The organism is Nitrospirota bacterium, from assembly GCA_016212215.1.
GTDB lineage: Bacteria > Nitrospirota > 9FT-COMBO-42-15 > HDB-SIOI813 > HDB-SIOI813 > JACRGV01.
Genome location: JACRGV010000017.1, coordinates 25,068 through 38,532, shown reverse-complemented (window position 1 = coordinate 38,532; position 13,465 = coordinate 25,068). Strand labels below are relative to the sequence as shown.

Below are 13,465 nucleotides of genomic sequence, written 5' to 3'. Positions count from 1 at the left end.
TGGCGGACAGCATGCGGCAGAAAAGGATAAGGATATAGAAAGAGAGGCATACCTTCAACGATTTGGGTTTAAGATTATAAGGTTCTGGAATAATGAGGTCTTACAAAATACAAATGAAGTCTTAGCGGTAATAAGGGAGAATTGTTTATATCACCCTCCCCTTACCCCCTCCTGCCTCCCCCTGCTAGTGGGGGAGAGATTAAGGAAGGGGAATAATTATAGCCCTCCAGTCAAGAGAGGGGAAATAAAAACAGTGCTTCATTACGGGTTTTGGGATTAGGCGTATCTCCGTCTAAAAATAATAACTTATATGCTAAATGAGACATAAATCACCCACTCACTTTGGAGAAGACCCAGTTTTTTATTACACCATCTTCATAAATTGCCTTTATTACTTCTTGCATATCTCTCCCTCCTTTCTCATGGGTATACTAAAATATTAAAGGCATAGTGTCAAACAAAAAAACATGGGAACATGAACATGAATTCAATGGTGTCAGGCATTGAATTGTGAATTAAGTTTGTGAAAGATTAAAAGATTAAATAATATTCAGACTAAACAGATAATTCCGGCGATATCGCACTTAATTCCCAATTATCTTATGCGTCACCCGGAATCAACCAGAATCTTCATTGACAGTAAAATATCACCCTGCTATTCTATCCACCTGAAGACAAATTCATATTGAAGTATGGTTTTGTAAAAATAGATCATAAGGGGGTAGTGCCATGACTGTAGTTGATATAGTAGCAAAGGAGTTTCATCTAAATCCGAAAGATATTATTACTCCAGCCCCTCAAACCTCGCATCAGTAATAGCCCGTTTTTTGAAGCCTATGGTCTTGTTAATGAAAAGGTTAGCCTCCTCAAGCCATTGAAGCCTCTGCCGGATAGTCATTTCCTTGAACTCTTCCAGCTTCTCCTTTGTGAATGTATACACGATGTCTATGTGCTCCTGTTTATCTTTGTCCACTTTTTCCAATCTCCTTGAGTGCTGCAATGTCGGCAATATCCTGGGGTCTACACGCCGTACCGGAAAGACCACGTTTCTTTATCAGGTTGCTGATGTCAAGTGGGGATAAATGTGGTTTGATAGAGTATGATTACTCAGTCATTGAGTATAAATACCGGCAGTCAATAAAATTACCATTACAACTTTTTGTTAATTCATTGAATCATATCTCCTCGTCCTTATAATCCCTCATTCTCCTTCTGAATATTATAAATCCATATATGGTTAAAAATGCTGCTATGAAAAATAGTATGAGGTAGATGTTATCGGAAATGTAGGCGAGCCAGGTGTACTGGGTTTCCTTTCCCTTCCTCCATTCCTTTTCTATTTCTGTAAAGTCTGCACCTGATTCATGGCTTATGGTTTCATGGAATCCGGCGCCGGTGCTCAATCTTAATATGATCCCTTTTATTGAATCTATGCCGTATCTTTTCTCTATATATTCCACCATGCTCCGGCCTTGTTCATAAGACAATACAAGGTTGACAGGGTCAGAAGGGAGAGAATCGGATATGGTTGCAAAGGGCAATAGCGTATTGTTTATAGATGCCCTCTTTAATACATCTGTAGATTGGGGATAAATTAATTCATTAATTCCTCCGCTCACCCATTCTGACACCCCCTCATCAAACCACCGCGGGAGGTTATTACCGGCTATATTTTTATGGAGAAGCAGGTGACACATCTCATGCATCAAAATCTTCCTGAGTGTGAGTGAATCATATTTGAATTGTGAGTAGTCTAATACAATGAGAGATCGTCCCGGTATCGCAAAAGCGGCAATCATGTCATTGTCTGTTAAACTCCTGAAGGTGTCCCTATGCATGTAAATGATTACCCCAAATGGGAAATTAACAGGCAGTCCTACCCTCTTTTCAATCTCTTGTTTCAATGACGGTATTAAACGTACAATCTCATTGGAAACTCCGTTCAAGCCCTTTTCGTATTTAATGGTAACCTCAGATGTCCGGATGATTTCAAAATCTACAGTATATGCAGGTGTGGGAAAATATAATATGAGTGATATGAGGGATATTATAAAGATTCTTATTGCCATGTTCATGTTGATTATTCTATCATTACCATTTAAGGAAAGACATTTATGAAAATTAAAACCGCCAGATTTGTAATGAGCAGTACGGATTATAAAAAGTGCCCGCAGGTTGATATTCCAGAATATGCCTTTATTGGAAGATCCAATGTAGGTAAATCAACACTTATAAATTATCTCACAAATGTTAAGGGGCTTGCCAAGGCTTCGGACAAACCCGGGAAGACGCAATTGATAAATCATTTTATTATCAATGAAGCAGAATCTCCCTGGTATCTGGTGGATTTACCGGGTTATGGTTTTGCAAGTGTATCCAACAGTAAAAGGGAAGAATGGGATGTATTTTTAATGGAGTATATTTTAAACAGAAAAAACCTTCTGTGTCTGTTCGTGCTTATTGATTCACGGTTAGAGCCACAAATAAAAGATATGGCATTTATGGAGTGGCTTGCCGACAATGAAGTTCCTTTTGTTATGGTATTTACAAAAACAGATAAACTAAAAACCGGGCAAATAATGAAAAATATAAATGCTTATAATAAGGTAATGCTTGGAACATGGGGAGAGCTTCCAAAACAATTCCGTACCTCATCAACAGCCAACAAAGGCAAACAGGAGATACTCCATTTTATTGAGGAAACGAACAAGATAATGGATATGGATTATTAAATTATCATGATAAAGCTCGGAAACCTCTTACTCAACACTCCTGTGTTTCAGTCTTCAATGGCGGATTGTACGGACATCGCATTCCGTCTGATTGCCTGTGAACTCGGGCTTGAGCTGGCATTCACGGAGATGATCTCTGCCGATGCACTGGTCAGAGGGAATAAGATTACACTTTCCCTTCTTCGCAGGACGAGCAGCGAAAAGCCTCTCGGGGTCCAACTTGTCGGCAGTAAGCCAGAAACCATGGGAGAGGCTGCCGCAATAATAGAGTCATTGGGATTTGATATCATTGATCTGAATTTCGGATGTCCTGTGCGAAAGATCACGGAACACGGTGCAGGGTCCGCCCTTCTCCAGCGCCCCGATGCTGCCGGAAAGATATTTGAAAGTGTTATGGCTAATATAAAAAATATTCCGGTTACTGTAAAAATGCGCACCGGGTTCACAGACCGCAGTGGTAAAGAGGCGCTTTGTATTGCCGGTCTCGCACAGGATCACGGCCTTACAGCGGTCACGGTGCACGGACGAACACGCGCTCAAGGTTATTCCGGAAAAGCGGATTGGGATGTAATCGGGCTTGTTAAAAAGGCCCTGAAGATACCGGTCTTCGGCAATGGTGATGTATTCGCTCCTGAAGATGCAAAACGTATGATGGAAATGACCGGGTGTGACGGAGTGGCCATAGGACGCGGAGGACTTGGTAATCCATGGATTTATGCCGGTATCCGTTCCGTGCTTTCAGGTAATGTCCCCGAAGAGCCTTCATTTGAAGAAATAAAACGTATTGCACTCAAACATGTCCGTCTTGAGGTTAAATATGAAGGGGAAGAGACAGGCCTGATTCATTCACGGAAGATTATGACATGGTATTTCAAAGGATGTCCCAACGTTGCGCCGTTCCGTAATAAGATGAATAGTGCAGCGACACTGAAGGAAATGATCTCTATGATTGAAGGGTTTAGTAGAGAAGAGTAGAAGGCTGCCTATTTCTTTTTTTATCTAAATAATTTAAGATATTGACACACAGAATAATTGAATATCATCATTTCACCGCTTGTGACCATCAGTATTAATATTATGGAAAATAAATTACAACATTGTTAAAATTATGAATCCACGTGAAGTTTGCAGGCTTTGGATTGAAGCAAAAAAAATCGTAAGACTCGATTCAATAAAGGAAGGGATGGATTTTGCCTGCAGAATACTACATTAACATTACCCGGGAGGTGAATTATGTTTAAAGGAATGTTTAATTTTAAGGTTGCAGGAGCACTATCAGTTTCAGCCATGCTTATACTTTCAGCCTGTGCAACAGGGCCAAAGGTGGCGAGGGTTGAGTCTGAGGCTGTGACGGATGTAAGCGGGAGGTGGAATGATACGGATTCACGGCTTGTGGCAGAGGAGATGCTGAAGGATGCATTAAAAAGCCAGTGGTTGGAAAATGCAGCCAAAGAGAAGGGGAAGGCCCCAACGGTTATTGTGGGAACTGTGGTTAATCGCAGTACAGAGCATATCAGTGTCCAGACCTTCATAAAAGACCTTGAACGTGAGCTGATAAATTCAGGGAAGGTAGATTTTGTTGCAGGCAAGGGAGAGCGTGAGGAGATAAGGGAAGAGCGGTTCGACCAGGCGGTAAATGCCTCAGATGAGACTCAGAAAGGCCCCGGAAAAGAGGTCGGTGCAGACTTCATGTTAAAAGGGGTACTGAATTCCATACTTGATGAGGCAGGCGGGACAAAGGTCATATTCTACCAGATAGACCTTGAGATGTATGACATGGTCAATAATAAAAAGGTCTGGATCGGACAGAAGAAGATAAAGAAGGTGGTTGAGAGGAAGAGGTTTTCGTTTTAAAAAGGTGTAAGCAGTAAGCAGAAGTTAGAAGTAAGAAGCAAGAAGCAAAACAAGAATTCCCTCTCCCTCAGGGAGAGGGTTAGGGTGAGGGTGGGGTTTCCCTGATGAACACATGTAAAAGAAAGTTTTTACTTTTCCCCCTTATTATTTCTCTGCTGTTGTCTCTTCCTTCCTGCGCCCCTGTCACAAGCCATTATGCTGTTCTGGATGACTATCTTTTGAAAGGGGATGTGACATCTGCGGATGCGGTGATTGAAAAGAACAAGGGTAATTATGGGGAACGTAATGCAGTCCTGTACTTTATGGACAGGGGGATGACGCTTCATATTGCAGGACGCTATGCTGAGAGTAATCAGGTGCTTGAGATGGCAGAACAGAGGATAGAGGATTTATTTACAAGAAGGGTATCTTCTGAGGCCGCAGCCTTCCTTACCAATGACAATCTCCTCCAGTATGAAGGGGAGGACTTTGAAAAGGTGATGGTCAACCTTATCAGGGCATTGAATTATGTGTACATGGGAGACATTGAAAATGCCCTCGTAGAGGCGAGGAAGGTTGACCATAAACTGAATCTGATAAATGACCGTTATGCCGGCAAAAAGAATGCATATAAAGAGGATGCATTTGCACGCTACCTTGCAGGGATACTTTATGAGGCAGGCGGGTATAGCGAACAGAATGACGCATGGGTATCATACAGGAAGTCTTTGCAGACCTTTGAAGATTATGCGGCCTTTTATTCCACACCAATCCCGCCTGTAGCAGTGCAGGATGTGTTGAGGCTTTCAGATGCCCTTGGCCAGCAGGATATTCTTGAGGAGATGAAAAAACAATTTCCTGATGCTGAGGTGCAATCATATTCGGCCAATAAAGATAAGGGGGAAGTGGTTTTTATCAGTTTTAACGGTAAGGCTCCAATAAAAGAGGACAATTTTCTTGATATTCCATTAAGCCCTGAGGCATTGGTATATGTGCTTGAAACCTCTAAAGAGAATAGAGATGTAAAGAATACAGTGAGAGGTGTATCAGCCATACAGGGGGAGTTAATCAGGATCGCCTTTCCAAAATTTGTACCTCAGAAGTCAGAGATAGCGTATGCTGATGTATCGCTGATTCCGCAGGAGGCCGGTTCTGTAATAGAGAAAAGGACCGTACTTATGGAAGATATTACTGCGATTGCTGTAAGGAATCTGAATGACCGTTTTACCCGCATAGCTGCAAAGGCTGTTGCAAGGGCGGCTGTAAAGAAGGTGCTGGCAGTTGCCATTCAGCAGAGGGCGGAAAAAGAGGGCGGGCCTATGGCAGGCCTGCTCGCCGGAGTTGTAGCCAATGCTGCAGCGTTTGCCACTGAACAGGCGGATAAACGAAGCTGGAGGACACTGCCGGATGAGATACAGCTTGCAAGAATAACCGCCCCGCCCGGAACTTATGATGTCCATATAAAATATATAGGGAAAAATGGGGGGGTTCTCTCTCAGAAGGTTATTCCCAATATTACAATTAAAACCGGAGAAAAAAAGTTTCTGAGTAACAGGATATTGCGGTAGGCTTTTTTACCCCACCCTCACCCGGACCCTCTCCCTGAGGGAGAGGGTGATAAGTTTATTCCCTCCCCGACACTAAATGGGGGAGGGTTAGAGCCTGCCCCCGAAGTAGTTATCGGGGGGTGGGGATGGGGTTGTTTTCGTGTAAACCCTCTCAGACAGATTTGCTATAGTCCCTTCACTTTCCATGTCTCAGTATCAATATCCATATTCTCTGCCAATGGATGGGCAGGAAGACCGGGCAGAGGAAATATCTTTCCACACATAGGGTAGACAAAACCGGCCCCTGCTGAAATATGTATGTCATCCACAGGCAGGGTAAAGCCTTCCGGTACGCCTGTCAGTTTTGGATCGTGAGATAAGGAACGGTGGGTCTTTGCCGTGCACACAGGCAGGCTCTCAAATCCAAGTCTCTTGATCAGACCCAATTTTTCTTCAGCAGTCCGGGAAAACTCTACTCCTACTGCACCGTACATAGTTGTTGCTATCCTGTTGATTTTATCCCGCACGGGCATATCCGGTTCGTAAAGATATTTATGTACCGGTGGAAGTAAACTCATCTCTGCAACCATTTTCCCTAATCTTATAACACCTGCACCGCCATCTTCATAAGGTGTTACAGTACATGCAGGTATACAAATGGCTTCAGTATTTCTGATGATGCACCCTATTTCCTCATTCGTATCATTGGGATATTTATTAATTGCGACCAGAACCGGCACACCAAAAAACTTTACATTGCTGATTTGCTTATTTAAATGTGCAAGACCTTTTTCAATTTCACTGACGCCACCGTTTACATTGCCGCCATGTTCTTTTAAACTACGCACAGTGCAGACAATGACAGCACAATCAGGATATAAGCTCTCGTCACTGTTTCGGCATTTGATGTCTATCAGTTTTTCAAAACCGAGGTCAGCGCCGAACCCCGCCTCTGTTATCACATAGTCAGCAAGTGAGAGTGCAAGTTCATCCGCTATCACGGAACTTATACCGGGCGCTATGTTTGCAAATGGTCCTGTATGAACAAATACCGGCGTCCCTTCTGATGTCTGAACAAGGTTGGGTCTTAGTGCATCTTTCAGCAGGATTGCCATAGCCCCGGCGCATTTCATATCCTCTGCTGTAACAGGCCTGCCGTCTTTATCAAGGCCGACAAGTATGCGTCCCAGTCGTTCACGCATATCTTTAAGCGAAGAAGATAACGAGAGTATCGCCATTATCTCTGATGCCTCTGTCAGCACGAATTGCCCTGCATGTGGAAATCCATTCCCCGTTTCTTTTGCCCCTGCAATAATATCGCGCAAGGCACGGTCATTCACATCAGCCGCCCTCGGCCAGAAGATTTTATCTATTCCCTCTCCTTTGACAGGAGGGGGGCAGGGTGAGGATTCTTTTTTCCCCTCTCCCTCAGGGAGAGGGTTAGGGCTTGCCCCCGAAGTATTAATCGGGGGGTGAGGGTGGGGTATCCCTGACAAACTATCCCTAAAAATCCGATTATCAACAAATGAACTTAACAGATTATGCGCTGCTGTAACCCTGAAATTATCTCCTGTCAGAGACAGGTTAACCTGTTCATGCGGTAGTAAAATTGCCTTGCCGCCGCCTGCACCTCCGCCTTTCATGCCGAATAGCGGCCCCAGTGCCGGTTGTCTTAACGTCACAATCCCCTTTTTCCCAAGCCGTTGTAAGGCCATGCCGAGACCGATGGCTGTTGTGGTTTTACCCTCGCCGGAAGAAGTGGGCGTGATTGCTGTTACTACAATGTATTTTCCTTTTCTCGCTGCAAATCTTTTATCAAGCCCTGATGGAGTTATCTTTGCAACAAAATGACCATAAGTCTCTATATCTTCAGAAGTAAGGTTGATTGAATCTGCTATTTCATGGATTGGTTTCATAAAGGTTAATTAAAGGATGATGAAAATGGAATTATCCTTCGACAAGCTCAAGATGACACAACCCCACCCTCACCCGTACCCTCTCCCTGAGGGAGAGGGTGCTAAGTTTATTCCCGCCCTTTCTATGGGAGATGAAAGAACACCCTATATTCCCTCCCCTTCAAGGGGAGGGTTAGGGTGGGGATGGGGTTTATCTCCGGATGTAGTCCTGCAAATGCTTCTACAGCTTTCCCTTTGTTGACGGTACTCCGCTCACGCGGTTGTCTATTGATACGGCTTCGTCCAATGCCCTGGCGAATGCCTTGAATATTGCTTCAAAGATGTGATGCACATTGCGGCCGTATTGCAGATTGATGTGGAGTGTTATGCCGCTGTTGTTTACGAGCGCCTGAAAAAAATCTTCTATTAAATCTGTATCAAACTCTTTTATCCTGCCTTTGCGCGGCAGGGTGATGTTATATACCAGATAAGGTCTTCCGCTTAAATCAAGTGCCACTGATGCAAGTGTCTCGTCCATTGGTATTAAAGCGCTTCCATAACGTTTTATACCTTTCTTATCTCCCACAGCTTGTGAGATAGCCTGACCTAACACAATCCCGATGTCTTCTACAGTATGGTGGTAGTCTATCTCAATGTCACCTTCTGCCTCTATAGTCAGATCAAATAATCCGTGCCTTGCAAACAGATTAAGCATGTGATCAAGGAAAGGTATGTTTGTGGCAATTTTACCCTTCCCCTCACCGTCAATAGCCATTTCAACACTGACGTCAGTCTCGCTTGTCTTACGTTCTATGAGTGCTTTTCTTGTTTTCATCCGAAAATCCCTTCCGGCGGGGTAAGAAAACCCCGCCTATCCATATCTACGAGGATAGGCGGGACATTCCTGTCCCGCTGATTTTCATGGCCCTTTGTGAACCCTCTGTTCATGCGAGTTCATCCGAAAATCTCCATGGCTCACCCCCACCCCCCGATTACTACTTCGGGGGCAAGCTCTGACCCTCCCCCCTCAAGGGGGAGGGGAATTGCTCTTGACGGTATTTCCATATCTTACCTCTTGCTTCTAACTTCTTCCTTCAGCCTATCAACCTTCAGCCTTCCTATTCCTTCCCCATCCTTATCCTCACTGCCTTGCTGTGTGCCTCAAGCCCTTCAATCTCTGCAATCCTTGATGCCACGGCGCCGTCTTTTTTTAAAGATGCCTTGGGGTACCGGATTATGCTTGATTTCTTTACAAAGTCATCAACAGCAAGCGGTGAGAAGAACCTTGCTGTACCGCCTGTCGGGAGTGTATGGTTAGGGCCTGCTACATAATCCCCCATTGTCTGTGGTGTATAGCTTCCAAGAAAAATAGCGCCTGCATTGGTTATTCCTTTAAGCAGTTCCATAGGATTAGAAACCTGAATGGAAAGGTGTTCAGGTGCTATCTCATTGGAGAGTTGAACAGCCTCATGTATATCTCCTGTAACCAGGATGAGTCCGTGATTACTTAGGGATTGTTCGATTACCTTTTTTCTTATCAGGGATTTTGTCTCTGACTTTACTCTTTGCAAAACCTTTTCAGCAAATGGTTCTGAAGGGGTAATCAATATTGCCACTGCCTCTTCATCATGTTCTGCCTGGGATAATATATCCATAGCAACAAAAGAAGGGTCAGCCGTATCATCCGCAATTATGAGTATCTCACTAGGTCCTGCCACCATATCAATATCCACCTGACCGTAGAGCAGCTTCTTTGCAATAGCAACGAATATGTTTCCAGGCCCGACGATTTTATCTACACGTGGAATCGTCTCAGTCCCGCAGGCCATTGCCGCTACTGCCTGTGCCCCGCCGATAGTATATATTTGGTCTACCCCGGCTATGTCGGCGGCAACGAGTATGTATGGGTTTATCTCACCATGCGGTGTCGGTGTACATATAAGAATATCTTTAACGCCCGCTATCTTTGCCGGGATTGCACTCATCAATACAGTTGACGGATATAGGGCTTTACCTCCGGGGACGTACAGCCCGACACGTTGTAAAGGGGTTACGACCTGTCCTAATAGTACCCCGTTGTCTTTATAAGTCCATCCTGTCACCTTCTGACGTTCATGGAATGAGGAAATTTTCCCTGCTGCATATTCAAGGTCATCAATATGCTCAGGATTAACCTTTGAATAGGCATCCATAATCTCATTTCTCGAAACGCGCATTGTAACAGGGGAGATAGAGAAATTATCAAATCGCTCAGTGTATTTTATTAAGGCATTATCTCCATGTACACGGACATCTTCTATTATCTCCTGTACCGCATCCTCTATGGCCTTGCCGTAGGAAATGCCCCGCATCAGCAGTGTCTTATGAATACTCCTGAATCTCTTATCCTTTGTTCGTAATATTTTCACCCGAAAATCTCCTAACGGCATAGAATGGTTCGACAAGCTCACCATGACACGTTTGGCTGTCATCCTGAGCTTGTCGAAGGATGTCCATATTTTCATGCCCCTTTGTGAGCGCCCCGCTCATGAAAGTTCATCCGAAAATAAACCCCATCCCCACCCTAACCCTCCCCTTGAAGGGGAGGGAATAAACTAAGCACCCTCTCCCTCAGGGAGAGGGTCCGGGTGAGGGTGGGGTTTTCATTGCCTTTTGTGAACCCTCGGTTCATGGCAGTTCACCCGAAAATCTCCATTTTAACCGCTGAGGAGACAGAGAAAAAATGATTTTAAGGTTTTTATAATATTTATTCTCTGTGTTCTCTGTGGTTAATTTTCATCCCCATGGTTCCTGCTTTTATCCTTCTATAACTTTTTGCAGACTTCCGACAATCTCACGAATCCTTGCGAATTTCAGTTTAAGGCTCGCCCTGTTTGCTATAAGTATTGCAGTTGAGTCTGTGATAGTTTCAATTATCTCAAGGTTATTTTCCTTTAAGGTCTTACCGGTTGAGATTAAATCCACAATAATCTGCGACAGACCGGCAAGAGGGGCAAGCTCCATAGAGCCATAGAGTTTTATAATGTCGGCATGTATCCCTTTACTCCCGAAAAATCTCTCAGTTATAAGCGGATACTTTGTTGCTACACGTATCTTCATCCACTTTCCGCTCTTATAAGGTTCAATTGCCTCTTTGGGGCCTGCCACTACGATACGGCAGTATCCGAATTTCAGATTGAGAAGTTCATAAAGGTCTTTCTCCTGTTCAAGGAGCATATCCTTTCCAACGACCCCAATATCTGCTGCCCCATACTCAACGTAGGTAGGCACATCTGTAGGGCGTACGACCATGAACGTTAATGCATGTGCGGGGGTTTCAAAGATCAGCTTCCTGCTTGTATCTTTAAGCTCTGCAGGGGCAAGCCCGAGTTTATCGAATGCCTCCATTGAATATTCAAGGAGTTTCCCCTTTGGAAGGGCAATTGTTATAGGAATTTTATTCCCGCGTTTCATCTTATCCCTTCAATCTTTACAATCTTCCAGTCCAATAGCCCTTCTTTATGAAGATACAGACGGACAGAGGCGCCTTCCTTATTTGAGCCTGTCAGATAAGCCGGTTGGCCGTTCCAGTCAACTGTTATCCAAAGGAAGAAATTAACAACAGCAGTGTTACCCTCTATCTTTATAGCGGGTTTACTTGTCGTTATTTTAAATCCGTCGAAGTCATTGGAGAGTCCTGATAAAAGGCGTTTTACCATCGGGTAATTAAACCCGTAATTATCTGCATATTCAGGTGAGACATAAGCCATAACAACAGCAATATTCTCAGATTCCCCTGCCTTCTCCGCTCCCTTTAGAACATCCTTTATTTTGTATAAATCAAGCAGTCTGAAATAATAGAAAACCCCGCCGGTTATTAGCAATAGTATTATCAGCCCAATAATAAGTATCTTGCGTTTTTTCATCAATTGCAGGCAACACTATAACATGAAACAACGATATTCTGCAATTATGGGAAATTTAATTACAAAAAATAAAGTGCTTGACTTCAACTTCTCAACCATGATATAAATAACCTCATTGAAGTTATTGTCCTTGATGTTGATGCTTATTTGCTTTTTAGTTAATGACGCATTGTAGCAGGCCACAAAGACGTTTAGCTTTGTGGCCTGTTTTATTTTGGGCAATAAAAATTCGAGAATTTATTAAGAGAGAGGAGGAAAAAAGTAATGTCAAAAGGAAAAGTGAAGTGGTTCAACGAATCAAAAGGTTTCGGTTTTCTAGAATGTGAAGATGGACAGGATGTATTTGTCCATTATTCCGCCATCAGTGGTGATGGCTTCAAGACCCTTGCAGAGGGTGACGAAGTCAGCTTTGAAGTAGAAAACGGCCAGAAGGGACCAAAGGCTGTTAATGTAGTGAAGATATAGTAAACTGTAATTAAATATGGTTGAGTAATATATGCTACATACATGCCCGCCTGAGTACATCTCAGGCGGGCTTTTTTATTTATCAGCCAATGCGTGTGACCGTCATTTTTAGATGCAAACACCTTTTCTGCCTGTCACTATCTCCTTTATTACTGCATTTTCAAAAAGGGTTCTTCGCATCTCAATTGAATTTTATCCCCCCTTAGGTTATTATGTCATACATGCAAGGATTGTTTATCACTTTTGAAGGGATTGAGGGATGCGGTAAGACCAGTCAGGCGAAACTTCTTAATGACTATTTAACCGCACTGGGTCACGATGTTATGATGACGAGAGAGCCGGGCGGAACTCCAATCAGTGAGGCCGTCAGGGAAATCCTGCTATCCAATGATTCCGTGAATATGCACCCTCACACAGAGGTACTGCTTTATCTTGCAAGCAGGGCACAGCATGTCTCAGAGATTATGAAACCGGCATTGGGGAAAGGCAGGATTGTTATTTGTGACAGGTTTGCTGATTCAACTTTTGTTTATCAGTGTTTTGTCCGCGGGATAAATAAGGAAATTGTTGAGACGATGAATAACTTTGCTGTCGGGCATTTACAGCCTGATATAACCTTTGTACTGGATGTTGAACCGGCAGAAGGACTGCATCGGGCTATGTTACGAAATCAGAAACATTCCCGTGGTCAGGACAGAATAGAAAACGAATCCCTCGACTTCCATAATAAGGTCAGGGAAGGATATTTAAAGCTGGCACAGGAATACCCTGATAGGGTACACCTGATAAAGACTGATAAAGACAAGAGTGAAGTACATGAAGAGATAAAAAAGGTTGTTGATACACTGCTTAGATTGTTCCCCCTCCCTTGACGGGAGGTGGTTAGGGGAAGGGTGAGCAACGGAGATTTTCGGGTTATTCGTAATGAACGGGTTGTTCACTAAAGGCAATGAGAACCCCACCCTCACCCTGATCCCCCCTCCTGCCTCCCCCCGCAAAGGAGGGGGGAGGAATTTGGAAGGAATTTAATTGCAGCTCTCCCTGAGGGAGAGGAAATTCCTCCCTGCAAAGGGGAAGTTAGGGTGTCA

General features: G+C 43.8%; 15 protein-coding genes. 7 read left to right on the top strand and 8 right to left on the bottom strand.

The window, feature by feature from the left end:
* A partial coding sequence (locus tag HZA08_02140) for a DUF559 domain-containing protein (protein MBI5192223.1) occupies positions 1–280 on the top strand: 280 nt, incomplete at its 5' end.
* A 504-nt stretch (positions 281–784) separates the two neighbouring features.
* On the opposite strand, the gene HZA08_02135 is transcribed toward HZA08_02140, so the two are convergent.
* Positions 785–1,045 (bottom strand): hypothetical protein, encoded by a 261-nt coding sequence (locus HZA08_02135; GenBank protein ID MBI5192222.1) that lies wholly within the window; start codon positions 1,043–1,045, stop codon positions 785–787.
* Between the two features lie 130 nt (positions 1,046–1,175).
* Positions 1,176–2,075, bottom strand: coding sequence for a hypothetical protein (locus tag HZA08_02130; protein MBI5192221.1), 900 nt, complete (start codon positions 2,073–2,075; stop codon positions 1,176–1,178).
* A gap of 39 nt (positions 2,076–2,114) precedes the next feature.
* On the opposite strand from HZA08_02130, the gene HZA08_02125 reads away from it, so the two are divergent.
* The 4 genes from HZA08_02125 to HZA08_02110 all read left to right on the top strand — a co-directional run bounded on the left by HZA08_02125 (position 2,115) and on the right by HZA08_02110 (position 6,133).
* Positions 2,115–2,732, top strand: a complete 618-nt coding sequence (locus HZA08_02125; protein MBI5192220.1) for a YihA family ribosome biogenesis GTP-binding protein — start codon at positions 2,115–2,117, stop codon at positions 2,730–2,732.
* Positions 2,733–2,738: 6 nt separating this feature from the next.
* Entirely contained in the window at positions 2,739–3,707 is a 969-nt protein-coding gene (gene dusB, locus HZA08_02120; protein ID MBI5192219.1) for a tRNA dihydrouridine synthase DusB, read from the top strand.
* A 270-nt stretch (positions 3,708–3,977) separates the two neighbouring features.
* Positions 3,978–4,586 carry a penicillin-binding protein activator LpoB gene (locus tag HZA08_02115; protein ID MBI5192218.1) on the top strand — a complete coding sequence of 203 codons (609 nt, stop codon included), beginning with the start codon at positions 3,978–3,980 and terminating at the stop codon, positions 4,584–4,586.
* A gap of 104 nt (positions 4,587–4,690) precedes the next feature.
* Complete coding sequence (locus HZA08_02110) at positions 4,691–6,133, top strand: hypothetical protein (protein ID MBI5192217.1); 1,443 nt, start codon at positions 4,691–4,693, stop codon at positions 6,131–6,133.
* Positions 6,134–6,297: 164 nt separating this feature from the next.
* On the opposite strand, the gene HZA08_02105 is transcribed toward HZA08_02110, so the two are convergent.
* From HZA08_02105 to HZA08_02080, 6 genes are all read right to left on the bottom strand, one after another.
* Positions 6,298–8,028: a formate--tetrahydrofolate ligase gene (locus tag HZA08_02105; GenBank protein ID MBI5192216.1), complete on the bottom strand. Its 1,731-nt coding sequence runs from the start codon at positions 8,026–8,028 to the stop codon at positions 6,298–6,300.
* A 220-nt stretch (positions 8,029–8,248) separates the two neighbouring features.
* Entirely contained in the window at positions 8,249–8,842 is a 594-nt protein-coding gene (hisB, locus tag HZA08_02100; protein MBI5192215.1) for an imidazoleglycerol-phosphate dehydratase HisB, read from the bottom strand.
* A 283-nt stretch (positions 8,843–9,125) separates the two neighbouring features.
* Entirely contained in the window at positions 9,126–10,436 is a 1,311-nt protein-coding gene (gene hisD, locus HZA08_02095) for a histidinol dehydrogenase (GenBank protein ID MBI5192214.1), read from the bottom strand.
* Positions 10,390–10,536: a hypothetical protein gene (locus HZA08_02090; GenBank protein ID MBI5192213.1), complete on the bottom strand. Its 147-nt coding sequence runs from the start codon at positions 10,534–10,536 to the stop codon at positions 10,390–10,392. Before HZA08_02090 ends, hisD begins: the two co-directional genes overlap by 47 nt.
* 267 nt (positions 10,537–10,803) lie before the next feature.
* Positions 10,804–11,460: an ATP phosphoribosyltransferase gene (locus tag HZA08_02085; GenBank protein MBI5192212.1), complete on the bottom strand. Its 657-nt coding sequence runs from the start codon at positions 11,458–11,460 to the stop codon at positions 10,804–10,806.
* On the bottom strand, positions 11,457–11,912 hold the full coding sequence (locus HZA08_02080; protein MBI5192211.1) for a hypothetical protein: 456 nt from the start codon (positions 11,910–11,912) through the stop codon (positions 11,457–11,459). Before HZA08_02080 ends, HZA08_02085 begins: the two co-directional genes overlap by 4 nt.
* Before the next feature lie 264 nt (positions 11,913–12,176).
* Between HZA08_02080 and HZA08_02075 the strand changes: the two genes are divergently transcribed.
* Together HZA08_02075 and HZA08_02070 are read left to right on the top strand one after the other, a co-directional pair.
* Positions 12,177–12,377: a cold-shock protein gene (locus HZA08_02075; GenBank protein MBI5192210.1), complete on the top strand. Its 201-nt coding sequence runs from the start codon at positions 12,177–12,179 to the stop codon at positions 12,375–12,377.
* A 221-nt stretch (positions 12,378–12,598) separates the two neighbouring features.
* Positions 12,599–13,249, top strand: a complete 651-nt coding sequence (locus tag HZA08_02070) for a dTMP kinase (protein ID MBI5192209.1) — start codon at positions 12,599–12,601, stop codon at positions 13,247–13,249.
* The last annotated feature ends 216 nt before the right edge of the window (positions 13,250–13,465 follow it).